Origin of the sequence: Phocaeicola sp. RTP21359st1_B8_RTP21360_211022 (genome assembly GCF_040911965.1) — a bacterium.
In the GTDB taxonomy this organism is placed as follows: Bacteria; Bacteroidota; Bacteroidia; order Bacteroidales; family Bacteroidaceae; genus Phocaeicola; species Phocaeicola vulgatus.
This window is the reverse complement of the sequence record NZ_JBDFXP010000003.1, coordinates 90,088-112,783: the sequence shown is the minus strand read 5'-3', so window position 1 is coordinate 112,783 and position 22,696 is coordinate 90,088. Positions and strand designations below refer to the sequence as shown.

At 42.4% G+C, this 22,696-nt stretch carries 20 protein-coding genes and 3 tRNA genes; 9 read left to right on the top strand and 14 right to left on the bottom strand.

From position 1 onward, the window contains the following. Positions 1-92 precede the first annotated feature (92 nt). From feoB to AB5062_RS02240, 5 genes are all read left to right on the top strand, one after another. Complete coding sequence (gene feoB, locus AB5062_RS02260) at positions 93-2,561, top strand: ferrous iron transport protein B (RefSeq protein WP_005843433.1); 2,469 nt, start codon at positions 93-95, stop codon at positions 2,559-2,561. 306 nt (positions 2,562-2,867) lie between these two features. Beyond that, positions 2,868-2,942 (top strand) — tRNA-Cys (locus AB5062_RS02255). A 295-nt stretch (positions 2,943-3,237) separates the two neighbouring features. Continuing rightward, positions 3,238-3,411 carry a hypothetical protein gene (locus AB5062_RS02250; protein ID WP_224205405.1) on the top strand — a complete coding sequence of 58 codons (174 nt, stop codon included), beginning with the start codon at positions 3,238-3,240 and terminating at the stop codon, positions 3,409-3,411. A 212-nt stretch (positions 3,412-3,623) separates the two neighbouring features. Next, positions 3,624-3,710: transfer RNA gene (locus AB5062_RS02245), tRNA-Ser, on the top strand. A gap of 354 nt (positions 3,711-4,064) precedes the next feature. Beyond that, a tRNA-Glu gene (locus AB5062_RS02240) sits at positions 4,065-4,137 on the top strand. A gap of 167 nt (positions 4,138-4,304) precedes the next feature. Here AB5062_RS02240 and AB5062_RS02235 read toward each other — a convergent pair. Together AB5062_RS02235 and AB5062_RS02230 are read right to left on the bottom strand one after the other, a co-directional pair. Beyond that, a complete protein-coding gene (locus tag AB5062_RS02235) occupies positions 4,305-5,225 on the bottom strand; it encodes a transposase (RefSeq protein WP_315977105.1) in 921 nt (306 codons plus the stop codon). 58 nt (positions 5,226-5,283) lie between these two features. Beyond that, on the bottom strand, positions 5,284-5,625 hold the full coding sequence (locus AB5062_RS02230) for a hypothetical protein (protein ID WP_008668438.1): 342 nt from the start codon (positions 5,623-5,625) through the stop codon (positions 5,284-5,286). Between the two features lie 167 nt (positions 5,626-5,792). Between AB5062_RS02230 and pflB the strand changes: the two genes are divergently transcribed. Then, positions 5,793-8,021 carry a formate C-acetyltransferase gene (gene pflB, locus AB5062_RS02225; protein ID WP_005847919.1) on the top strand — a complete coding sequence of 743 codons (2,229 nt, stop codon included), beginning with the start codon at positions 5,793-5,795 and terminating at the stop codon, positions 8,019-8,021. Positions 8,022-8,089: 68 nt separating this feature from the next. After that, positions 8,090-8,818 (top strand): pyruvate formate-lyase-activating protein, encoded by a 729-nt coding sequence (pflA, locus tag AB5062_RS02220; protein ID WP_008667336.1) that lies wholly within the window; start codon positions 8,090-8,092, stop codon positions 8,816-8,818. A 101-nt stretch (positions 8,819-8,919) separates the two neighbouring features. Here pflA and AB5062_RS02215 read toward each other — a convergent pair whose 3' ends face one another. The 12 genes from AB5062_RS02215 to AB5062_RS02160 form a co-directional block, all read right to left on the bottom strand. After that, positions 8,920-9,507 carry an LUD domain-containing protein gene (locus AB5062_RS02215; RefSeq protein WP_057099113.1) on the bottom strand — a complete coding sequence of 196 codons (588 nt, stop codon included), beginning with the start codon at positions 9,505-9,507 and terminating at the stop codon, positions 8,920-8,922. A 3-nt stretch (positions 9,508-9,510) separates the two neighbouring features. Beyond that, positions 9,511-10,878 carry a lactate utilization protein B gene (locus tag AB5062_RS02210; RefSeq protein WP_005847923.1) on the bottom strand — a complete coding sequence of 456 codons (1,368 nt, stop codon included), beginning with the start codon at positions 10,876-10,878 and terminating at the stop codon, positions 9,511-9,513. Continuing rightward, the gene (locus AB5062_RS02205; protein ID WP_005843421.1) at positions 10,875-11,615 is read right to left on the bottom strand and encodes a (Fe-S)-binding protein; all 741 of its coding nucleotides are present in this window, start codon (positions 11,613-11,615) and stop codon (positions 10,875-10,877) included. Before AB5062_RS02205 ends, AB5062_RS02210 begins: the two co-directional genes overlap by 4 nt. A gap of 311 nt (positions 11,616-11,926) precedes the next feature. Next, entirely contained in the window at positions 11,927-12,538 is a 612-nt protein-coding gene (locus tag AB5062_RS02200) for a response regulator transcription factor (RefSeq protein WP_005843420.1), read from the bottom strand. Further along, positions 12,535-13,230 (bottom strand): hemerythrin domain-containing protein, encoded by a 696-nt coding sequence (locus AB5062_RS02195; protein ID WP_057099112.1) that lies wholly within the window; start codon positions 13,228-13,230, stop codon positions 12,535-12,537. The genes AB5062_RS02200 and AB5062_RS02195 overlap by 4 nt, the downstream gene beginning before the upstream one ends. Before the next feature lie 125 nt (positions 13,231-13,355). After that, positions 13,356-13,820 carry a TspO/MBR family protein gene (locus AB5062_RS02190; protein ID WP_005843416.1) on the bottom strand — a complete coding sequence of 155 codons (465 nt, stop codon included), beginning with the start codon at positions 13,818-13,820 and terminating at the stop codon, positions 13,356-13,358. A gap of 284 nt (positions 13,821-14,104) precedes the next feature. After that, positions 14,105-14,830 (bottom strand): LytTR family DNA-binding domain-containing protein, encoded by a 726-nt coding sequence (locus tag AB5062_RS02185; protein ID WP_005843414.1) that lies wholly within the window; start codon positions 14,828-14,830, stop codon positions 14,105-14,107. Further along, positions 14,827-15,882, bottom strand: a complete 1,056-nt coding sequence (locus AB5062_RS02180) for a sensor histidine kinase (protein WP_057280867.1) — start codon at positions 15,880-15,882, stop codon at positions 14,827-14,829. Before AB5062_RS02180 ends, AB5062_RS02185 begins: the two co-directional genes overlap by 4 nt. Positions 15,883-16,075: 193 nt before the next feature. Beyond that, a complete protein-coding gene (locus AB5062_RS02175) occupies positions 16,076-17,296 on the bottom strand; it encodes an ABC transporter permease (protein WP_005843410.1) in 1,221 nt (406 codons plus the stop codon). Positions 17,297-17,314: 18 nt separating this feature from the next. Next, positions 17,315-18,058, bottom strand: coding sequence for an ABC transporter ATP-binding protein (locus AB5062_RS02170; protein ID WP_005843409.1), 744 nt, complete (start codon positions 18,056-18,058; stop codon positions 17,315-17,317). 41 nt (positions 18,059-18,099) lie between these two features. Further along, complete coding sequence (locus AB5062_RS02165) at positions 18,100-19,323, bottom strand: efflux RND transporter periplasmic adaptor subunit (RefSeq protein WP_368326882.1); 1,224 nt, start codon at positions 19,321-19,323, stop codon at positions 18,100-18,102. 24 nt (positions 19,324-19,347) lie between these two features. Beyond that, positions 19,348-20,691: a TolC family protein gene (locus AB5062_RS02160; RefSeq protein ID WP_008667330.1), complete on the bottom strand. Its 1,344-nt coding sequence runs from the start codon at positions 20,689-20,691 to the stop codon at positions 19,348-19,350. 153 nt (positions 20,692-20,844) lie between these two features. Between AB5062_RS02160 and AB5062_RS02155 the strand changes: the two genes are divergently transcribed. Together AB5062_RS02155 and AB5062_RS02150 are read left to right on the top strand one after the other, a co-directional pair. Beyond that, positions 20,845-21,063 (top strand): DUF4492 domain-containing protein, encoded by a 219-nt coding sequence (locus AB5062_RS02155; protein ID WP_005843404.1) that lies wholly within the window; start codon positions 20,845-20,847, stop codon positions 21,061-21,063. Between the two features lie 23 nt (positions 21,064-21,086). Next, the gene (locus tag AB5062_RS02150) at positions 21,087-22,589 is read left to right on the top strand and encodes a cytochrome ubiquinol oxidase subunit I (RefSeq protein WP_005843401.1); all 1,503 of its coding nucleotides are present in this window, start codon (positions 21,087-21,089) and stop codon (positions 22,587-22,589) included. Positions 22,590-22,696: the final 107 nt, after the last annotated feature.

The following is a 22,696-nucleotide window of genomic DNA, read 5'->3' as shown; positions in this document are numbered from 1 at the left end:
AAAACAAAGTGCCTGTTCTTTATTTAAAAACAATCTAAATAGTTTGCATACTTCTAAGTAATAACTTATCTTTGCGAAAAATTTAAAACAAGATGCGTTTATCCGAATTAAGAACAGGAGAAAAAGGCGTAATAGTCAAGGTTTTAGGTCACGGTGGTTTCCGCAAGCGAATCGTTGAAATGGGTTTTATTAAAGGAAAAACCGTAGAGGTAATCTTGAACGCCCCTTTGAAAGACCCTATAAAATACAGACTACTAGGTTACGAGATCTCTCTCCGAAGACAAGAGGCAGATATGATTGAGGTGGTAAGCGAGCAGGAAGCACGCACGATGCAAAACCCTTACCATGGTTCCATAACAGAAGATGTACCCGTGTCCGAATCAGAACTGGTGGCACTGGCAAAAGGCAAACGCCGTACAATCAATGTAGCCTTAGTAGGTAATCCTAATTGTGGAAAGACTTCGCTATTCAATATTGCATCCGGCGCCCATGAACATGTAGGAAACTACAGTGGTGTGACAGTAGATGCCAAAGAAGGTTTTTTCGACTTCCAAGGTTATCATTTCCGTATTGTAGATTTACCCGGAACCTATTCTCTTTCAGCCTATACTCCGGAAGAACTTTATGTACGCAAACATATCATTGAAGAAACTCCGGATGTAATCATCAATGTGGCAGACTCTTCCAACCTGGAACGTAATTTCTATCTTACCACCCAATTGATTGACATGAATGTGCGTATGGTCATCGCACTGAATATGTATGACGAACTGGAAAGCAGCGGCAACAAACTGGATTACATCAAGTTAAGCCAATTGATCGGAGTGCCTATGATACCTACTGTCTGCCGGCGGGGTGAAGGCATAGACCAACTGTTTCATGTTATCATCGGTATTTACGAAGGCGGGGATTTCCTGTCACAAAAGGGCGAAATACGTTCTGAAATTCTGGAAGATCTGAGAGACTGGCACAAAACCTATGTACCCGACCACGAATTCGGAAGTCACAAAGAAGAGGAAGATGCCCGCCCACGCGGATATATGCGCCATATTCACATTAACCACGGTCCTGAACTGGAGCGCAGTATCGAAGAAGTAAAAAAAGCAATCAGTCAAAACGAAGACATACGCCATAAATACTCCACCCGCTTCCTATCTATCAAATTACTGGAAAACGATAAGGAAATAGAAAATTTCATCTCTACACTGCCTAATGGCAAAGAAATCATAGCGATACGCAACAAGGAAACCTTACGTATCCGTAAAGTGATGAACGAAGACAGCGAGCAAGCTATTACGGATGCTAAATATGGTTTTATTACCGGAGCTTTGAAGGAAACATTCACCGACAATCATTTGGAAAAAGAACAAACAACCCGCGTGATAGACAGTATTGTGACACATCGCATTTGGGGATATCCTATTTTTTTCCTGTTCCTTTACATCATGTTTGAGGGAACCTTTGTTTTGGGTGACTACCCTATGCAAGGTATTGAATGGCTAGTAGACCAGTTGGGCAACCTGATACGGAACAATATGGCTGAAGGTCCTTTGAAAGACTTACTGATAGATGGTATTATCGGTGGAGTGGGCGGTGTTATCGTTTTCCTGCCGAATATCCTCATATTATACTTTTTTATTTCTATATTGGAAGATTCGGGGTATATGGCACGCGCTGCATTTATCATGGATAAAATAATGCACCGGATGGGACTGCATGGCAAGTCCTTTATTCCACTGATTATGGGATTCGGCTGTAATGTACCTGCCATAATGGCAACACGTACTATAGAAGACCGAAAGTCCAGACTAATCACCATGTTGGTGAATCCTTTAATGTCCTGTAGTGCTCGTCTTCCCATATATTTAGTTATGATAGGTGCTTTTTTCCCTAACTGCGCCAGCTTTATGCTACTTTGCATCTACACAGCAGGCATTTTATTGGCAGTAATAATGGCCCGTATTTTCAGTAAATTTCTGGTGAAAGGAGAAGATTCTCCATTTGTGATGGAACTCCCCCCCTATCGTATGCCTACCTCTAAAAGTATCATGCGCCATACATGGGAAAAAGGAGCACAATATCTGAAAAAGATGGGAGGCATTATCATGATTGCCTCAATTATTATCTGGTTTCTAGGGTATTATCCACAACATGATGCTTACGAAAACGTGGCTGAGCAACAAGAAAATTCATATATCGGACAAATAGGCAAAGCCATAGAGCCTGTTATCAAACCGCTAGGATTTGACTGGAAGTTAGGAATCGGACTTATTTCAGGTGTGGGTGCTAAAGAACTGGTAGTAAGCACACTAGGAGTATTATACACAAATGAAGGAGATGTGGAAAATGTGAATCTTTCTAACCGCATCCCCATTACTCCACTGGTTGCATTAGCTTACATGCTGTTTGTATTGATTTACTTCCCCTGTATTGCCACTTTCGCAGCAATCAAGCAAGAATCCGGCAGTTGGAAATGGGCCATATTCACAGCAGGATACACCACTGGATTGGCTTGGCTTGTTGCATTTACTGTATTTCAAATAGGAAGTCTTATCGTTTAATAAACCTAAAATTATTTGTTTATCAAGCATGGAGTTACAACAAATTATAGTTATTGCAATTGTATGCCTCTGCACCATATGGATAAGCATACGTATCTTTCAGTATTTCAAGCGCATAAAGAACAATAGCAATCCGTGTGAATGCTGTAGTTCGGACTGCGCCATGAAGTCTATGCAGAACAAGCCAAAGTACGGTTGCGAAAAAAATGCAGAAAAAGTGAGAAAAAAATAGCAGAATATTTGCAGATTAAAAAAAATGTCGTACCTTTGCAACCGCAATCGAGAAACAAAGATTGCTAACGACAAGGTTCCTTGGATGAGTGGCTTAGTCAGCGGTCTGCAAAACCGTGTACGGCGGTTCGAATCCGCCAGGAACCTCCAAAAGCGAAAATGGATTAGAATGAAAATTTCTAATCCATTTTCGCTTTTCAGCTACTTACGTCCTCTATGGTAGAAGTAGAGAAGGGTGGGCTTTCCACCCCCGCGACTCCACTGGAGATGTTGAGGCTTTATAGCTCCCTCTATAAATTATATTACAGACATCCATCTGCATGCGAAATCAAACAACAAACCGTTTTCACCCCGTATGACGAATGTGAATATTTTATGGACGGGTGCGATATAATGTTAGATCAACTTTATTCTTATCCCCTGGGATTAAAATGCATTATATGCCATGAGCAAAGGAATTATAGTTGTAGAAGGTGCAGAAGAGGAACATTACAACTTATTAGGCAAAGACAGACTTCATCCTATCATCAACGTATACCCTGAAGAAAATGACATTTATAATAAACTAGATAGTTTATTAGCTAACCCAAATTTCTCAATTATCCGCCGACAGCATTGAATATATCAAAAAATACCATTGCCCAATAAGGTGGCTAAAGAATGTTTGGATTTTTGGGAGAAAAATTAATTCCATCCATTAGCACTTCACTATCAGCATCTTATTACTTCCATCAAAAAAAATATATCTAAAAAAAGAGCAAAATGTTTGCATAATTCAATTTATCCCCTTATCTTTGCACCGCGTTTGAGAGATAACGCTTCTGAAAAGAAGGAAGTTTGGGTGAGTGGCTGAAACCACCAGTTTGCTAAACTGACGTACGGGTAACCGTACCGGGGGTTCGAATCCCCCAGCTTCCGCAAGCGGGTCATAAAAGTAGTTTATGACCCGCTTTTATTTTTCAACGATTTGAGATCAAGGCTTTCGGAAGCCCTAAAAAGACGGCTCAAAATACTTCATTAAAACTTCAGGGAAGATAACCAGTAGTAACTTATGTAGATTGCGATCAGAATCGCATTGGGTTGTTTTTTTAATCCAACCGCACTGATAGCTTACTTTCGCGTATTAACATAACATACCCACAGTTTTTTCGGACTGACCATTAAATTCCTATTTTATAGTAACAGCACAAAAAAAATCATTTTTTATTTTGCAGATTAAAAACAAACTTTTAACTTTGCAGCGTCTTAGAAAAAGAGTTAAGAGCAACTGATGGCGGTATCGTCTAGTGGCCTAGGACGCGGCCCTCTCACGGCTGAAACTCGGGTTCGATTCCCGGTTCCGCTACCTTTAGAAGCTAATTGGTTTATTGTCACCAATTAGCTTTATTTTTTTATAAAACTAAAATAAAAAGAGTACTTATCATTTTTTCATTTATTGACTACTTTATACTTAAAAATGCACAAGTATTCGCATTATACCGGGTCAACGTAACAATCTGAGGGATTTTATATTTAAGCATATAATTTAGCAAGTCTATATAAGAAAAAAGCTCTATCTCTTACTCCTCTGAACTGTGCTCTAAATGCTTTGATTTTAGCATAGAATGACTCAGCTTCGGCATTGGTTGCCCTCCTTTCAAAAAAATTGATTATATCCAGATAATGTGTTTGTATAGAACGTGCGACCCTTCCAAAGGTGAGGAACCCTGATTTATCTACTTCATCATACCACCTTGCCAGCCTTGTCAAAGCAATATCCTTAAACTTACACTGATGATAGATTAAGCCTAACCGCATAGACAGATAATATCCTTTCTTTATATCGGGATATTCCTTGAAAAGAATTTCAGCCCGTATTCTTTGAGACTGAGTCCATAAGGATTCCTTCTTGTAAAGCAGATAAATACTTCTCGCTAACAACTGCTTTCTTATATCTCCATTAGCGAAAACAGGTGCATGATACATCTTTCCACAGGCCTTTGCATAAGCAAGCTGAGTGGACTCTTCATCCAAAGCCTCCCAGCGAGCTTTTACACGCATCTCCTGCACCGCTTCATAAGCTAACTTCTGTACGTGAAAGCGATCGGTAACACGTTTGGCCGCAGGAAAGCAGATGCGTGCAATCTGCTCCATGTTAGGAGCCATATCCAAAGTAATCTCGCGCACTTGGTAACGGCGGCGACGGGATAGCTTAAGCAGGACAGAAGTGACCGTATGAACGTCCGTACCTTTAATGATAGCAATCATACTACCTTTACCACCGTGAGCTTCTTTATTGGTCAGGACAGTATAGAGTTCCCCACGCGAGAGGGCTACCTCATCAATACAGATACAAGCACCGATATTCTTTTCGAATAGTAGCCAACTCTCTGCATGAACAAGTTGGTCCCAATGGAGATAACCACTTAGATGGTTACGGTATTGACGCTCCAATAAATCCCCGTCAACTCCAGATAAAACACCTAAGAGCTTGCAACTGATCGGATAGCTATCAATATAGTTCTTTTAAAAAAGACGCAAAATCTTGCGTCATACGAGTACCTTCAGCCACCATACGCCAGTTACGAGAGATATACTCATTATGCTTCTTTAAGAGCCAGCGACGACGACGAATATTAAGGAAGACCTTCTTGCCACGAAGAGGAAAATCCTGAACAATAACAGGGTCATAAAAGCCTTTACTCTCAGTATCCTGATCTGTATACTTCTCAGGAACGATATTTTTCTCCTCAAGATAGATCACAACTTCATTTACGCTTTCCTTCACATCAACAAGATCAAAGTAATCTAAAGTGCCTTCAGGAAGAAGAAGGCGATAACCGTTTAACTCCATAAGCTATGAATTTGGAAACAAAGATAACAATTTATAAATTTACCCCTCAGCTTTTTACATTGACCCTAAAAATGCACAAGCATTCGCATTATACCTACTAATAGTGATGCATAGCTCACAAAAAAGGAGTACCTTTGCAGCCCTAAATCATCATTAATAATGACAGTATGGAAATGAACAAAGTTTTTAAGGATGGATTGTGGAGTAAGGAAATTAATGTTTCAGACTTCGTATATACCAACATTACCCCTTATGAGGGCGATGCCTCATTCTTGGCAGGCCCCACAGAGCGAACTAAAAAAGTGTGGAACGAATGCCTCAAGGCACTAGAAGAAGAACGTGCCAATAACGGAGTTCGTTCCCTTGATAATGTAACAGTATCTACTATCACCTCACATAAAGCAGGATACATTGACCGTGAAAACGAACTGATTGTAGGTCTTCAGACGGACGAACTTCTGCGCCGTGCCATCAAACCTTACGGTGGTATCAAGGTCGTAGAAAAAGCCTGCCATGAAAACGGTGTGGAAGTAGATGAAAAAGTAAAGGATATCTTTACTCATTATCGCAAAACCCATAATGATGGCGTATTTGATGCTTATACCGAAGAAATCCGCTCTTTCCGTTCACTCGGTTTCCTGACCGGTCTGCCCGATAACTATGCACGCGGACGCATTATTGGTGACTACCGCCGTTTGGCACTGTATGGTATCGACCGACTGATTGAAGCAAAACAAGAAGATTTGCGCAATATCACCAGTCCGATGACCGATGCCCGTATCCGCCTGCGCGAAGAAGTAGCCGAACAAATTAAAGCACTGAAAGAAATAAAAATATTGGGTGAATATTACGGACTCGATTTGAGCCGTCCCGCTACTAATGCACAAGAAGCGGTTCAGTGGGTTTATATGGCATATCTTGCTGCCGTGAAAGAACAAGATGGAGCAGCTATGTCATTGGGCAACGTTTCTTCATTCCTGGATATCTATATTCAATATGATTTGGATCATGGTAAAATTGACGAGTCATTCGCTCAGGAGCTAGTGGATCAGTTTATCATCAAGTTACGTATGGTCCGCCATCTGCGTATGCAATCATACAATGACATCTTTGCAGGTGACCCCACCTGGGTGACCGAATCTATCGGCGGACGATTCAACGACGGACGCACCAAAGTAACAAAAACTTCTTTCCGCTTCTTACAAACACTATACAATCTGGGTCCGTCACCTGAACCCAATATGACTGTACTGTGGAGTCCGGAGTTGCCGGAAGGTTTCAAAGAATTCTGCGCACAGGTTTCTATCGACACTTCTTCCATACAGTACGAAAACGATACGCTGATGCGCGAAGTGCGTAACTGTGACGATTATGGCATTGCCTGCTGTGTGTCTTATCAGGCTATCGGCAAACAAATCCAATTCTTCGGGGCACGCTGTAATCTGGCTAAGGCTCTGTTACTAGCTATCAATGGCGGACGTTGCGAAAATACAGGAACTGTAATGGTGAAAGATATTCCTGTATTGACAGGAGACTTGCTGAACTTTGAAGAAGTATGGTCTAATTATAAGAAAGTATTAATGCAGATTGCACGTGTGTATAATGATGCGATGAATATCATTCACTATATGCATGACAAATATTATTACGAAAAGGCTCAAATGGCATTCATTGATACCGATCCACGTATCAATCTGGCATATGGCGTAGCCGGTCTGTCCATTGCCATTGACTCATTGTCTGCCATCAAATACGGCAAGGTACGTGCCAAACGTAATGATATAGGTTTGACTGAAGGCTTTGATATTGAAAATACATATCCTTGCTTCGGTAATGATGATGACCGCGTAGACCACTTAGGAGTAGATTTGGTTTATTTCTTCAGTGAAGAATTAAAGAAACATCCGGTATACAAAAACGCCCGTCCTACCCTGTCACTGCTGACTATCACCTCCAATGTAATGTACGGTAAGAAAACAGGTGCCACTCCTGACGGTCGTGCCAAAGGGGTTGCTTTCGCTCCGGGTGCCAACCCGATGCACGGACGTGATAAGAACGGTGCCATCGCCTCATTGAGTTCTGTAGCCAAACTACGCTATCGTGATGCTCAGGACGGCATCAGTAACACATTCTCTATCGTACCAAAATCACTAGGAGTGGATCGGGAAACCCGTATAGAGAATCTGATAACCATGATGGACGGTTATTTCACCAAAGGGGCACACCACCTGAATGTAAATGTGCTGAACCGTGAAATGCTGGAAGATGCAATGGAGCATCCTGAAAAATACCCGCAACTTACTATCCGCGTATCAGGTTATGCCGTAAATTTCATCAAATTGAGCCGTGAACATCAGCTGGAAGTAATCAGCCGTTCTTTCCACGAAAGAATGTAACATCACATATACATTAATCGTAGGGGCGGGTTTTAAACCTGCCCTTACCAGTTTAAAGACAAACCATTATGATCAGAGTACATTCTTACGAGTCAATGGGGACGTTTGACGGTCCCGGCTTACGCTTAGTCGTATTTTTACAAGGATGCAATTTCCGATGTCTCTATTGTGCCAACCCCGACACAATTGACACCAAAGGTGAAAGTACGGAAACGGCAATAGACGAAATTGTGCATATGGCTGTCAGCCAAAAAGCTTTTTTCGGTAAAAAAGGAGGTGTGACTTTCAGCGGCGGCGAACCTACATTGCAAGCAAAAGCACTGATTCCGTTATTCCAGCGGTTAAAAGAACAAAACATCCACATCTGTATAGATACCAACGGCAGTATATGGAATGAGGAAGTAGAGGAACTGCTAAAATGGACAGACCTCGTATTATTAGATATCAAGGAATTTAATAATGTGCGACATCGGCAACTGACAGAACGTAGCAACGAACAAACCATACGTACCGCTGAATGGCTTGAAAAAAACGGAAAACCTTTTTGGTTGCGCTACGTATTAGTTCCAGGCTATAGTTCCTTTGAGGAAGACATACGGGCATTAGGAGAGCACTTCAAGAACTATCACATGATTCAAAGAGTAGAAATACTACCTTATCATACATTAGGCGTACACAAATATGAAGCCATGGGAAAAGAATACAAACTGAACGGAATAAAAGAAAATACCCTAGAACAATTGGAAACAGCCAAAACGTTATTTGGTGAATATTTCAATACCGTATATTTAAATTAGAAAAGACAAACTTACCGTCTATCCGGTACTTAAGTTCCGTTAAGGAGATGAGCCCCATAATTTTCGCCTCATCTCCTTTTTATGTATAAGAAACAATATATTTATATCAGCACTACCATCACATCCCGTGCCCCATGAGCACCCATTACCAAGGCCTGCTCAATATCAGCTGTCTTTGACGGACCGGAAATAAAGGTTCCGAAACCATATTCGCCTGTATCTATCAGTTTATATGCTTCATGCATATTGTTCACAATCTTATTCTTATCTAGAAGAATAACCAACTTTTCGGCAATAAAATAAATGGCACGCTGCTTTACATCCTGCTCTATCCATACCCCACCATTCTCCGCAACCCCAATCTTTCCATCTATGACAGCCAAATCCGTCCCATTCAATTCTGCAGGATCTTCCAAATCATCGGGATTAAATGTTGCACAAGTAATACTCTTCAGATTAGAAGCGATGCGTTTGGCTCCAGGATAAGCTTTTTTAATGAAATCATTCACGTTCTCCTCTTTTTCCAAAAAAATGGCTTCTCCTCCTACTTGCTTCATGACGAAATAAAACTGTTCTACCATACTGGGATAAGTCAATGCCATATCTTCCAATGGCTTTAAATCCGGTTTCTCATATTTTACATGTGTAGCACGCCGGATGCTCTGCAATATATCTTCTCTGCTGCTCATAATTTACTTCACTTTACCTTTCTTCCACATTTCATTGAAACTCTCCTTAGCAAATTTCGGCATTTCACGTCCTTTCCCCCAGTCATTCAATCCGTTATAGATAAGGAAACGCGGCACTCCGTTTACCAATGGCGCCCATTTTAATGCCATATTGAATATCGAAGGGCGGTTCATCATGAATTCCATGCCACCGGACATTACCTTTTTCATCCGGTCTGCCTTACCCAATTTATCCAAATCCTGGCGCCACAAATAGATCTGCTCCGCCAAATCCACTTTAGCCGGACATACAAACGAACAGGAATAACACAAAGAACAAGCCGACACATTGTCATAATAATGTAACGGCGCCTTCAACATCCCCAGGTTAATCCCGATAGGGCCGGGAATAAAATAAGTATAAGAGTACCCCCCACTACGTCTATATACAGGACATGTATTCATACAGGCTCCACAACGAATACAATTCAAAGTCTTGATATGCTTTGGGTCGGCTAATATCTTACTACGTCCGTTATCTACAATAATAATATGAAGTTCCCCACCCTCTCTAGGCTTTCGATAATGAGAAGTATATGTAGTAATGGGTTGTCCTGTAGCCGAACGGGCCAACAAACGGGTGAACACTCCCAATGATTCACGATCCGGCACAATTTTTTCCATACCAAAAGCCGCAATCTGTAATTTAGGCTGGGAAGTACCCATATCCGCATTTCCTTCATTGGTACATACCACAATCTCACCAGTAGAAGCTACAGCAAAGTTAGCACCTGTCATAGCCGCCTCAGCATGAATAAATTTCTGACGGAGATTTTTCCGGGCTGCATGTGTAAGGTAAGTAGGGTCAAAATTTCCTTTCTCCGTACCCATCTCTCGCTCGAAAAGCTCACCTACCTGTTCACGTTTGATATGAATAGCAGGCAATACAATATGGCTCGGCTTCAGATGCATCAATTGCAAGATACGCTCTCCCAAGTCGCTTTCTACCACTTCAATCCCTTTGCTTTCCAAAAAAGGATTAAGTTCACACTCCTCGGCCAACATGGATTTGCTTTTTATAAAATGCTTCACTCCGTGCTGGTTCAGAATATTGTAGACAATGTTACAATACTCATCCGCATCCTTTGCCCAATAGACATGAGCTCCGTTAGCACGCGCATTGTTTTCAAACTCCACCAATAATTCGTCCAAATGGCTGTTACTATATAGTTTAGTAGCACATGCCATATTACGCAATTCCTCCCATTCGGGAACTTCTTTACTCAGTCTGTCACGCTTTGCCCTAACCAGCCAAAGTGTTTCGTCATGCCATGCGGCCTGTTTCTTGTTTTTCAGAAACTCCGCAGCTGCTTTTGAATGTTTCGTACTCATAATCCTGCCGCTAAGATTTCAACAATGTGCAATGTCTTGATAGGAAGTTTGTCACGGGCAATGATACCATTCTGATGCATCAGGCACGAACTGTCGGCCCCCACAATGTATTCAGCACCGGTAGCAATATGACGCATCACCTTGTCATGCCCCATCTGCACGGAAACCGCATCTTCCTCTACGGCAAACATACCGCCGAAACCGCAACATTCGTCTTTGCGTTCCGGTTCCACAACTTCCACTCCTTCTACCAAAGAGAGCAAATCACGCAATTTGCTGAAATAAGGAATATTAAGTTCGCTGGCAGAAGAAAGTTTCATCAATCTCACTCCATGACAACTGTTTTGCAGACTCACTTTATGTGGAAACTTGGCTTTCAACGAAGAAGGCTTGACGATATCATGAATAAACTCACAGATATCATATATCTTACCTTCGCTGGCACACCGATGTTTGTCTTCTTTCAACAGACGACTGTAGTTATCACGCACAAAAACGACGCAACTGGCCGAAGGGCCCACTATATAATCGTAATTCTTAAACTGTTCGTCAAAATGACGGGCCAAATCTACCGCTTTATTCTCGAAACCTGCATTCGCCATCGGTTGGCCGCAACAAGTCTGATTGAGAGGATAATCCACATCCACTCCCAAACTTTTCAGCAGCTTGTACGAGGCTATCCCCACCTGCGGATATACCGCATTGATATAACAAGGAATAAATAAACCTACTTTCATTGTCATTAGTTAATATGTGTCCTATATTGAATAACAAAGTTAGAGGATATTTGTTAAGAAAACAACGAGATTTCTAACGAATAATGAAGCGGAATAGGTAAAAAAGCATAATATTGTGAGCAAAAGCCTTACTAATAAAAAAGTACTCCCCGCGAATCACTTCGCAGGGAGCACTTTTAACTAATAACTAACTTTGTGGTTTACGTAATTTCTATATGACTAACTTATAGTGCAAAGATAGAGGTTAGGGACCACATCCACAATCACTTCATTTAGGTATTCTATCTTATTCCACTCACCATTTGTAGGTATTATAAGTTCATCTTCACCTCGCTTAGTTCAACCAGTTTATTTACGATAGCGTAAATAGTCAATCCGGCAGGTGAATGTATCTGTAGCTTGCGCGCAATATTCCGACGGTGAGTTATCACCGTATGAATGGAGAGGAACAGTTTTTCCGCCGTTTCCTTATTTGTCATCCCACGTACCACGCAACAAATAATTTCTTTCTCACGCTGGCTCAACGCTTCCTGTTCGCCATCTGTTTCATCCACACCAAGATTCATCAGGTCTACTAACTTTTTATTTAAAACTTCGATGTCATCATATAGCGCTATACTCTCATCGTATCCCTTCAACAGATTGGTATCTGTGACTGAACACAACAAAGAAACGCATTTGACAGATGCCTGTGGATAGTTCGATTTGAACTCGTCCACGTTAAACCATCCTCCGAAAGTAGGATTTATGATTAGAATATCCGGCTGATGTCCCTGCATACAATTTTGCAGTCCTTCAAGAGAAGTTATTTCCACCGGCTGTATTATAAGATCAGGCATGCGCTTCAGCACAGCCACAAGTCCGCTACGCACAATGACTGAAGTTTCGGCCACCGCAACGTGCACAAGTTCTGTCCGTTTCATTTCCCCTCCTTTTCCAGCCTAAGTACAGCAGGCACAAACAAGTAATCCTCTACGCGGCAATGAGATGCCAAATCTTGTTCACAACTGAATATGTCGAATAATACGGCGTTCAACAAATGGTTATTTCCTTTTGCCGGATAATATTTAATAATGATGTTTTTTAACTCAGTCAGTGTCGCATCTATCTGATCATGCCTGCGGGCAAACTGTGAGATACGGAATCCTCCCGTTTCTCGTCCCGTCATCAGATTCTCTACATAAGTAAACACATTCATATCTTCATAATCCATGTGTTTACGCACTTCTCCGGCATACTGATCAAAAAATTTCAGAATGAGAAATGCAACCTCGTTTTCCGTGGAACAATCTATAGCTTCTATCAATTTACGGCGTATGGTAGGCAGACAGAAATCAAGGAAATAATGATGTGCCTGTTTTAAATAATTCATCAATGAAGGCATAGAAATATCCTTCACATCATCCTCCATCCGGTCGCTATCTTCAATCATGAAGTTTACCACCGCAAGGAAAGTACGACAATCCACTCCATTTTCACGGCACACCTCCTGTACTGTCTTGTCTCCAAACCCTAACGAAAGATCAAAACGGCTCATTACCTGTAGCAATGTATAGTTATCACAGATAAGATAACTCATTTTGTCCGTCAGAGTATATTTACTTGTTTTATACATAGTTATGTTTTTTGTTTCTCTTTATGGCCGCAAAGTTACGGAAAATCACCAGGGTTATCAATCACTATAAATAGGTATTTTCTCTTGTACCCATAATTCCCGTTCAACCGGCCAATGCCAGTCTTTTAATTATACATTAATATATAGCCGTTAAGATAAGTGGCAAGAAGCAACCACAAAAGATAAGGAACAAAAAGATATGCCGAAGATTTCCTCACCGGATAACTTTCTATCATATAATAAATAACAAGCACATCCAGCACCAGAATATTTGCAAAACCTAGCAACGGACTCCGAAAATAAAAGAAGAAAATGCTCCATGTAAAATTAAACAGAAGCTGGAATCCGAATAATCTGATAATCATTTGTCGTCTTATTGTCCATATATGCCAAATCAACCCGATAGAAATTCCCATGCACAGATAGATAAAACTCCAAGCAATGGGAAAAGCTATATCAGGGGGTGTACAAGAAGGTTTTTCCAATGCAGGATACCAGTTGAGTATGGACTCCGACTGAAAATAAGAAGCAGTACAGCCTACACCAAAACAGATAAGTATAGCAATCAGTATGGGGATTATTCTTTTCATAAGGAGAATTGTTTCTATTTATGCCATAATTAACAAACCAACCTCCGGATTTGTTGCAGAAACAGAACACTTCTCCCCTGCAGGTGTCTAAAAAACGTGCTCCCATTCGTTCGCTTACGATGGGAGCACTTACAACACAAAAACTAAACTAGACTTAACTAAACTATTCTATTAAGAAGTTTCACAACTTCCCTTGTCTATGCTGCAAATATAAAAAGATTATTTCTTTTTTGCAAAAGGATATCGACAAAATATCAACTTTTATCATTCAAATATCACATTTTTCAAACAGAATGACTATTCAAATATATCTGTAACTCCTGTTTATAACTATCGGAAATCGGAATATACTCTTTACCGAAAACAATCCGCCCCCGATCAAGCACCTTAATTTTACTCTTTTGCACTATAAACGAGCGATGTACGCGAATAAAACGACTGGAAGGAAGCTTCTCTTCCATAGCTTTCATACTGATAAGTGACAGGATAGCTTTCGGCTCATCCTCCACATGTATTTTAATATAATCCTTCAACCCTTCTATATACAATATCCGGTCTAAAGCAATTCGGAGCAATTTATAATCACTTTTTACATATATACAATCATCCGCCTCATCGGCATCAACACCATTATCCGCCTTTTGTTTCAATTCATACCATTGCACCGCTTTATTCACCGATTGCAAAAAATCGACATAGCTGATAGGTTTCAACAAATAGTCCAAGGCATTGACTTTATAACTATCCAAGGCATACTGTCCGAATGCAGTAGTAAAAATAATCCTTGTTTCAGGACTGACCATGCGTGAAAACTCCAAACCGTTCAACTCGGGCATTTGAATATCAAGGAACAAGACATGCACCTCCTCGTGAAGAGGAATTTCTGTCATAGCTTGCACCGCACTGGAATACCTCCCTACCAACCGGAGGAAAGACGTTTTTTCCACATAGCTTCTCAGCAATTCCAAAGCCAGCGGCTCATCATCTACAATAGCACAATTCAGTATCATAAACTTTTAGTCTGTATAGTTAATATAGAAGAATATACCTGTCCGTTTTCACTGATCCCTTTTATCCATTCGTAATGTCTCGGATAAATCAGTTCCAACCGCTTGCTTACCTGTTCCAGCCCCACTCCACTTCCACTTTTATCTTGCCCGGACTTCGGATGATTGCTGTTAAGGATCTCACATCTCACCGTACCATCCGTATGCCCAAAGATAGAGATACTGATAAAACTGTCTACCGTGGGGCTGATACCATGCTTGAAGGCATTTTCTATCAGCGATATGAAAATAAGGGGAGCGATTTGCAACGCACCTCCAGAGTCTGCCTCCAAATTCACACTCACTTCTACCTGCTGTGGCAGGCGGATACGCATCAGAGCTACATAATTACGGATAAAGTCCAATTCTTTTTCAAGCGGAACAAAAGTCTGCTGATTGTCATAAAGCACATGCCGCAACAATTTACTCAGCTCTTGTACTGCCTCTTGTGCCTTGTCACTATTAAAAGCAATCAAAGCATAGATATTATTTAATGTATTGAGCAGAAAATGAGGATTCAACTGGTTCTTCAAGTTTTTCAGTTCCGCTTCCGTCTTTTGTCTCTCCGCTTCTATCAACCGCTCTTCCGCCTGACGCCAACGCAGGCTGGTACGAATGGCCGCACCCAATCCGGCAACAAAAATCATCATCCCCATATCCCGCGCATAAAATATCCAACGGGGCGGAATATGACGTGCAAACTCAGGAGGCGGAGGAGTGCTTATACTTTCCAGAAATACATGAAGAAGCACACTCAGACAAAGTATCAGCACGGCATTGCTCAGAATATACTTACGCATTTCGTCCGTGAACATATAGCGGGGAACCAGGCACAAGTAATTGACATAGAAGATAATAAAATAGCACAAAGGAACACAACTATGCCTCAAGAATTGGGCCAGATTGAAGCCGCTTCCACGGTCCATGAATACAAGCGGAAAGCCAAAAACGAGCAACCAACTGACAATATGGATACTCATTTCCAAAAAACGTCGTTGTGAAAATAACTGTTTCATACAGGCAAAGATAAGAAAGATTAGATTAGAAATAAGATTTCCATGATTCTTATTCCATAAAATAAGACTGGCAGGAATCAGTGAAACAAAATTGATTTACAAAAAACATTATAAACAGATAATCGGGAAAAGACCGGAACCCAACTAGCATTCCCATAAATCAATTCTGCTTCACCCCCACACCTTTTCATTCCTACTCGTAACGCAAAGCGTCTATCGGATCCAAATCTGCAGCTTTCTTCGCCGGATACCATCCGAAAAACACACCGGTGACGGTACATACCAGAAATGAAAGCAACACACTCCAAGGCTGGATAAATACAGGCCAATGTGCTATCGTTTTAATCATAAAACTGGCTCCACAACCGATAATCACTCCTATCAGCCCCCCCGTGATACTGATCAGGATAGCCTCTATCAAAAACTGGCTCAGGATATCTACTCCTCGAGCCCCGACCGACATACGCAAACCTATTTCACGAGTACGCTCTGTTACAGACACATACATGATATTCATGATACCGATACCACCGACCACCAAAGATATACCGGCAATACAAGCCAACAAGGTAGTCATCAGGTCTGTTGTAGTGTTGAGCATACTACTCAGCTCCTGCTGGGTGCGGATGGTAAAGTCATCATCATCCGTTTCTTTCAGCTTATGTTCACGACGCAGAATGGTCGTTATCTCATCTACAGCCTCATCGGTCATATCTTCTGTCAGAGCCGAAGCAAAAATTCCACTTAGGTAAGTCTGTGCCAGCAATCGTTTCATCACCGTACTGTAAGGAGCCAGTACCACATCGTCTTGGTCCATGCCCATCGAGTTATACCCTTTTGATTTCAGCACACCAATTACCCGGAAAGGAATTTGATTACAACGAATCACTTTCCCTATCGGATCCGATCCGTCGGGAAAAAGATTATCGACAATGGTTTTACCGATAACACAAACCTTAGCTGCCGTACGGATGTCATTCTCGGTAAACATCTCCCCCTGTTCCACGGTGAGCTGACGTATGGTAAGATAATCCATACTTACACCACTCACCGAAGACGGGTAGTTGTTGGCCCCCGCAACAAGTTGTCCCGAAGAAGAAACGTTGGGACTAATGCCGGAGAGATAAGTACACTCTTCGCTCAACTTTTCATAATTTTCCAGTTTCAGTGTCTGCATGGCCGAAGGGTCTTGGCGGACCCCTCCACGCATCTCTGCTCCCGGATGAATCATAATCATGTTTGACCCCATCTCCGAGATTTGTTGCTGGATGCTCTTTTTCGAGCCCTGACCGATGGCAAGCATAGCAATGACTGATGCCACACCGATGATGATCCCCAACATGGTGAGGAAAGCGCGGAGCTTGTTGTTGGCAAGAGCCCGGAGAGCTATTTTAAATAGATTCGTTCCGTTCATAATGATTCTTTTTTATGGTTAGTCCTCATCATTCTTGGGCAAGGCAGCCAGCGCGGCAGCGGCCGAAAGGATCTGAGGATTGATGGTATCTTCCACTACATGCCCGTCACGCAAGCGGATATTACGGCTGCTATACTGGGCTATTTCGGGATTGTGAGTGACAAAAATAAGTGTACGACCTTCGGCGTGTAACTTTTGGAAAAGTACCAGAATTTCGAAAGAGGTACGGGTATCCAGATTACCGGTCGCCTCATCAGCCAAAATAACGGCAGGATTATTCACCAGAGCACGGGCAATGGCCACACGCTGCATCTGTCCGCCGGACATTTGGTTGGATTTATGTTCCAAACGGTCACCTAGCCCCACGGCTATCAGTGATTCAATGGCACGTTTCCGTCTTTCGGAAGCCGATATGGACGAGTTATACATCAAGGGCAACTCCACATTCTCTACGGCAGTCGTCTTAGGCAACAGATTATAGTTCTGAAATACAAAACCTATTTTACGGTTGCGCAACACAGCCCGCTGAGGTTTGCTCATGGTACGCACGGACACACCATCCAACAGGTATTCACCACTGGTAGGGGTATCAAGACATCCCAAAGTATTCAGCAGAGTGGACTTGCCGGAACCAGAAGTACCCATGATAGTGACAAACTCTCCTTCATAAATGGTAAAAGAGATGCCACGCAGAGCGTGGACGGTTTCATCGCCTACCTGGAAGTTCCGTTTTATATTTTGTAATTCGATTATCTTTTTCATATGATTTATTCTTTCAATGTAAACGGAAGCATTACCTTTTATTACTTGTTCTTTTTCTTATTGCTTCCCGGAGGGCCTGGCATGAACGGACTTCTCTCACCTTCTCCGGCAGACGGCTCTTCCATTCCAGGCATAGCACCTTTCACTTCCGTTTCTGTCACTACCGGCGTATTTTCAGTGATGCCACTCACAATCTCTGTCTTGCTGCCATCAGTAATACCTATTTTCACAGGATGGGCGGTAAAGGTATTGTTATCCAGTGTCCACACTTTATGACTGCTCTGGCAATCGTTTATCTTACGACCTCCCACTATGTCTTTGTTGGGAGTAAAGCGCAAAGCCTTGTTGGGAACGGTCAACACATTATCCTTGGTCAATGTATAAATGGTAGCGTTGGCGGTAAGACGCGGTTTCAGTTTCAAATAAGGATTATCAGCTGTTATCACTACCTCATAAGTAACTACAGTGGTACTGGTGGTTGTTGAAGAGCTGCTGCTCGTGCTGTTCGTACTTCCCAAACGAACCTGTCTGACTACTCCTTCGAACACATCGTCGGGATAAGCATCCACGGTAAAGGTTACACGGGCTCCTTCCTCCACCCCGGCAATATCGGCTTCATCCACATCGGTCACCACCTGCATCTTGGTCAAGTCGGCAGCGATGGTGAACAGTGTCGGAGTTTCGAAACCGGATGCTACGGTCTGTCCTTCTTCCACATCACGGCTGGTCACCACTCCATCGATAGGCGAGGTGATGGTTGCGTATGACAGGTTACGCTCAGCCTTTGCCAGAGCCGCCTTGCTTTGCTCCAATGCACTTTGGGCACGTTGGAAATTATAAACCGTTTCTTCATAGTCCATATCGCTGATTAATTGCTTCTCGTGCAGTTTACGGTTGCGGTCATATAATTTCTTTTGGTAATCGTACTCGGCCTCATTGCCGTCATAAGTGGCCTTTGCCGACTGAAGTTCACTTTGCAGTGTCACTTTATCCATCTCGGCTATCAATTCTCCTTTCTTTACCACAGAATTGTAATCCACATAAATCTTGTCAATAATACCAGATACCTGCGTACCCACTTCCACCTCTGTCACCGGCTCTATGGTCCCGGTAGCAGTAATGAAATTGCTGACATTACCTTTCGTTACGGTTTCCGTTGCGAAATCGACCGTACTTTTTCCCTCCGGTCCGCCAAGCATCCAGTAACCGCCTGCCACGACCACTACGGCTACCGCTGTAGTAAGGATCATTTTCTTCTTTTCCATAATATAATATGTATAGCGTTATGATTATAATTTTATATCCTGACCTGCATAGAAGTTCAGTAGAGTCCGATCCAAGATAGCCATATACTTGGCCTGAATACGTTGCTGCTGTGCACTGAGCAGGTTATTTTTCTCGGTAAGCAACTCTACGGTATTCTTCATTCCCAAGTTGAATTGCTCGCTGACCATCTCATAACTGGCCTGGCTACTTTTCAGCTTACTCTCAGCCGCCGCATATTGCTCTTGAGCATTAGTAGCGTCCAACCACAGACTTTCTATATTCTTATAGAGTTCCTTTTGCTTGTTTATCAAATCGAGTAGACTACTATCATATTGCAAACGTGCCTTCTGCACAGCACTTTTGTTCTGGCGATTATCAAAAATCGGAATGTTTATATTCAATCCTATCATATTATTCCAGCCATATTTCATTTGTTTGCTCCAGCTATTATCACTGGCACTGTTTGTCATACTCCCCGTAGATGCACTCAGACTGATGGTAGGGAGATAGCCGGCTTTAGCCACTGATATGTCCAATTTGGAATTCTCTATGCTCAACTTGCTGCTTTGAATTTCCGGACGTGATGCCAAAGCCTGCTGATAAACATCCTCCTGAGCAGGTAACGGTTGCAAAACATGTTCATCGGCGAGTTCGGGAAGAACCAAATCCATTTCTTCCGTACCATCCAGCTCCAACAACTGCTTCAACTGCAATTTATAGTCACGCAAGGAACTTTCGGAGATCACCAACTGATATTTGTCACTGCCTACCTGTGATTCCAATTGTGCCAAATCGGCTTTTGAAATACTTCCTTTATGAAAGAGTTCTTTGCCCCTGTCGTATGTAGCTTGGCTCACCTGTAAGGTGTTCTGGTTAATTTTCACCGACTCGTCGGCATAAAGTATCTGGATGAATATTTGTGCAATCTGCTCTTGCAAAGAGTTTTCTGTTTCGGCTACGGTAAGCCCTGCAATCTGCTGACTCGTCTTCTTTTGTTTGATGGCATTCAACCGTTTGTTACCATTCCACAATGTCCATTGTGCATTCAGACCATAGTTTCCATTATAAGTGGTTTTACTGTCACTACTGATGATTTCCGTTCCGCTTACCGTGTTACTGGTTTCCTGATACGGACGGTTCGTCACATTCTGTCCTGTGCTGAACGACAGACTGGGAAATAGTGCGGCTTTGGCGGTTTTCACGTCTACCGAACTCTCTTCCAGTGAGATTTTGTCCTGCTGCAATTGGATATTTTTCTCCAATGCATAGTCAATACAGTCGTCCAGCGTCCACTTTTTGGCCTCTTGCGCGGAAACCGAAGTGACCGCGACCCAAATCATTACGAAATATACTACTCGTTGTCTCATCCTTTTTACTATTTAATTTGTTTGTACAAAAGTAGAGGACTGTGATTTTTTTAGCAATAAATATAGATTTGTGGAATATTTCTATGGACAAAAACTTGCTTTTTACCGATAAAGTGTTTTTCTTTGTAATTATTACAACTTTAAGATAAATTTATGAATGATTCTTTGTTGACACGCATCTGGATATTCTATCGCGACGGCTTTCGCGAGATGACCTTGGGACGTACCCTTTGGACGATTATTCTTATCAAACTATTCATCATGTTCTTTATTCTAAAACTTTTCTTCTTTCCCTCCTTCCTTGGCGGGAAGACAACGGAAGAGAAGCAACAGTATGTAGGTGAGGAGTTAATAGAACGGGCAAATCCATAAACATTTAAATAAATCAGAAAGTTATGTTTGAAAACATTGACACTTCATTAATTGACTGGTCAAGAGCACAGTTCGCTCTAACGGCCATGTATCACTGGCTTTTCGTACCTCTCACTTTGGGATTGGCTGTGATAATGGGGCTCATGGAGACCTTTTATGTAACAACAGGTAAGGAATTCTGGAAGAACACAGCTAAATTCTGGATGAAACTGTTTGGAATCAATTTCGCCGTAGGTGTTGCCACCGGTCTGATTCTGGAATTCGAGTTCGGAACTAACTGGAGTAACTATTCCTGGTTTGTGGGCGATATCTTCGGAGCCCCACTGGCTATCGAAGGAATCCTGGCATTTTTTATGGAAGCCACTTTCATTGCCGTCATGTTCTTCGGCTGGAACAAAGTGAGCAAGCGTTTCCATCTGGCATCCACCTGGCTCACCGGACTGGGAGCAACGATCTCCGCTTGGTGGATTCTGGTCGCCAATGCCTGGATGCAATACCCCGTAGGGATGGCTTTCAATCCCGAAACAGTAAGAAATGAAATGGTGGACTTTGCAGCTGTCGCCCTCTCTCCCATGGCTATCGCCAAGTTCTTCCACACAGTGTTAAGCAGCTGGATACTGGGAGCCGTTTTTGTAGTAGGAATAAGTTGCTGGTATTTACTGCGCAACCGTCAGAAGGAGTTCGCTCTGAGCAGTATTAAAGTTGCCGCCGCCGTAGGTTTGTTCGCCTCTCTCGTCACTGCATGGACGGGGGATATTTCGGGAGTACAGGTAGCCAAAGTGCAACCTATGAAAATGGCTGCCGCTGAAGGATTGCACGATGGCGGAAACGGAGTACCCTTCACCATTGCAGGCGATTTGAAAATCCCCAAAATGCTTTCTATCCTTGCCACTCACGACATAGACGGTTATGTACCGGGTATCAACAATCTGCTGGAAGGTGGTTATCAGATGCCCGACGGTACAACGGCTTTATCGGCCGAAGAGAAAATTAAACGCGGACAGATTGCCATCGCCGCCCTGGATGCATTCCGCAAAGCGCATAAGGCAGGTGACGAAGCAAGTGCCGCAGCAGCTCGCAAGACATTGGACGAAAACGTAAAATATTTTGGTTACGGATATATCAAGGATCCCGCCCATCTGGTTCCTAATGTAGGACTTACTTTCTGGTCATTCCGGATCATGGTGGGGCTGGGAGGTTATTTCATCCTGTTCTTTATTATAGTACTGATTGTATCGAAAAAAGAGAAACTGGCTGATATGCGATGGTTGCAACGGGTGGCTTTGTGGACTATTCCACTAGCCTATATCGGCAGTCAGGCAGGCTGGGTGGTAGCCGAAGTGGGGCGCCAGCCATGGGCTATACAGGATATGTTGCCTGTAGGAGCAGCCATCTCCAAATTGCAGACAGGTTCCGTACAGCTTACTTTCTTTATCTTCCTTCTATTGTTTACCGTTCTGCTCTTTGCTGAAATAGGTATCATGCTGAAGGCCATCAAGAAAGGACCGGAGGGAATTAAGAATTAAGGAATAAATGAAACAGGTGGAAATAATTCAGGCTGCGCAATAAATGGGCTACATACAGGAGATTAATTCCGCCATCAAGTCATTCTTTTTTTAGTTCAAGTTTCTCT

Coding starts and splice junctions, on each gene's coding strand:
- feoB (WP_005843433.1), top strand. CDS start 93: ATGCGTTTATCCGAATTAAGAACAGGAGAAAAAGGCGTAATAGTCAAG.
- AB5062_RS02250 (WP_224205405.1), top strand. CDS start 3,238: ATGAGCAAAGGAATTATAGTTGTAGAAGGTGCAGAAGAGGAACATTAC.
- AB5062_RS02230 (WP_008668438.1), bottom strand. CDS start 5,625: ATGGAGTTAAACGGTTATCGCCTTCTTCTTCCTGAAGGCACTTTAGAT.
- pflB (WP_005847919.1), top strand. CDS start 5,793: ATGGAAATGAACAAAGTTTTTAAGGATGGATTGTGGAGTAAGGAAATT.
- pflA (WP_008667336.1), top strand. CDS start 8,090: ATGATCAGAGTACATTCTTACGAGTCAATGGGGACGTTTGACGGTCCC.
- AB5062_RS02215 (WP_057099113.1), bottom strand. CDS start 9,507: ATGAGCAGCAGAGAAGATATATTGCAGAGCATCCGGCGTGCTACACAT.
- AB5062_RS02210 (WP_005847923.1), bottom strand. CDS start 10,878: ATGAGTACGAAACATTCAAAAGCAGCTGCGGAGTTTCTGAAAAACAAG.
- AB5062_RS02205 (WP_005843421.1), bottom strand. CDS start 11,615: ATGAAAGTAGGTTTATTTATTCCTTGTTATATCAATGCGGTATATCCG.
- AB5062_RS02200 (WP_005843420.1), bottom strand. CDS start 12,538: ATGAAACGGACAGAACTTGTGCACGTTGCGGTGGCCGAAACTTCAGTC.
- AB5062_RS02195 (WP_057099112.1), bottom strand. CDS start 13,230: ATGTATAAAACAAGTAAATATACTCTGACGGACAAAATGAGTTATCTT.
- AB5062_RS02190 (WP_005843416.1), bottom strand. CDS start 13,820: ATGAAAAGAATAATCCCCATACTGATTGCTATACTTATCTGTTTTGGT.
- AB5062_RS02185 (WP_005843414.1), bottom strand. CDS start 14,830: ATGATACTGAATTGTGCTATTGTAGATGATGAGCCGCTGGCTTTGGAA.
- AB5062_RS02180 (WP_057280867.1), bottom strand. CDS start 15,882: ATGAAACAGTTATTTTCACAACGACGTTTTTTGGAAATGAGTATCCAT.
- AB5062_RS02175 (WP_005843410.1), bottom strand. CDS start 17,296: ATGAACGGAACGAATCTATTTAAAATAGCTCTCCGGGCTCTTGCCAAC.
- AB5062_RS02170 (WP_005843409.1), bottom strand. CDS start 18,058: ATGAAAAAGATAATCGAATTACAAAATATAAAACGGAACTTCCAGGTA.
- AB5062_RS02165 (WP_368326882.1), bottom strand. CDS start 19,323: ATGGAAAAGAAGAAAATGATCCTTACTACAGCGGTAGCCGTAGTGGTC.
- AB5062_RS02160 (WP_008667330.1), bottom strand. CDS start 20,691: ATGAGACAACGAGTAGTATATTTCGTAATGATTTGGGTCGCGGTCACT.
- AB5062_RS02155 (WP_005843404.1), top strand. CDS start 20,845: ATGAATGATTCTTTGTTGACACGCATCTGGATATTCTATCGCGACGGC.
- AB5062_RS02150 (WP_005843401.1), top strand. CDS start 21,087: ATGTTTGAAAACATTGACACTTCATTAATTGACTGGTCAAGAGCACAG.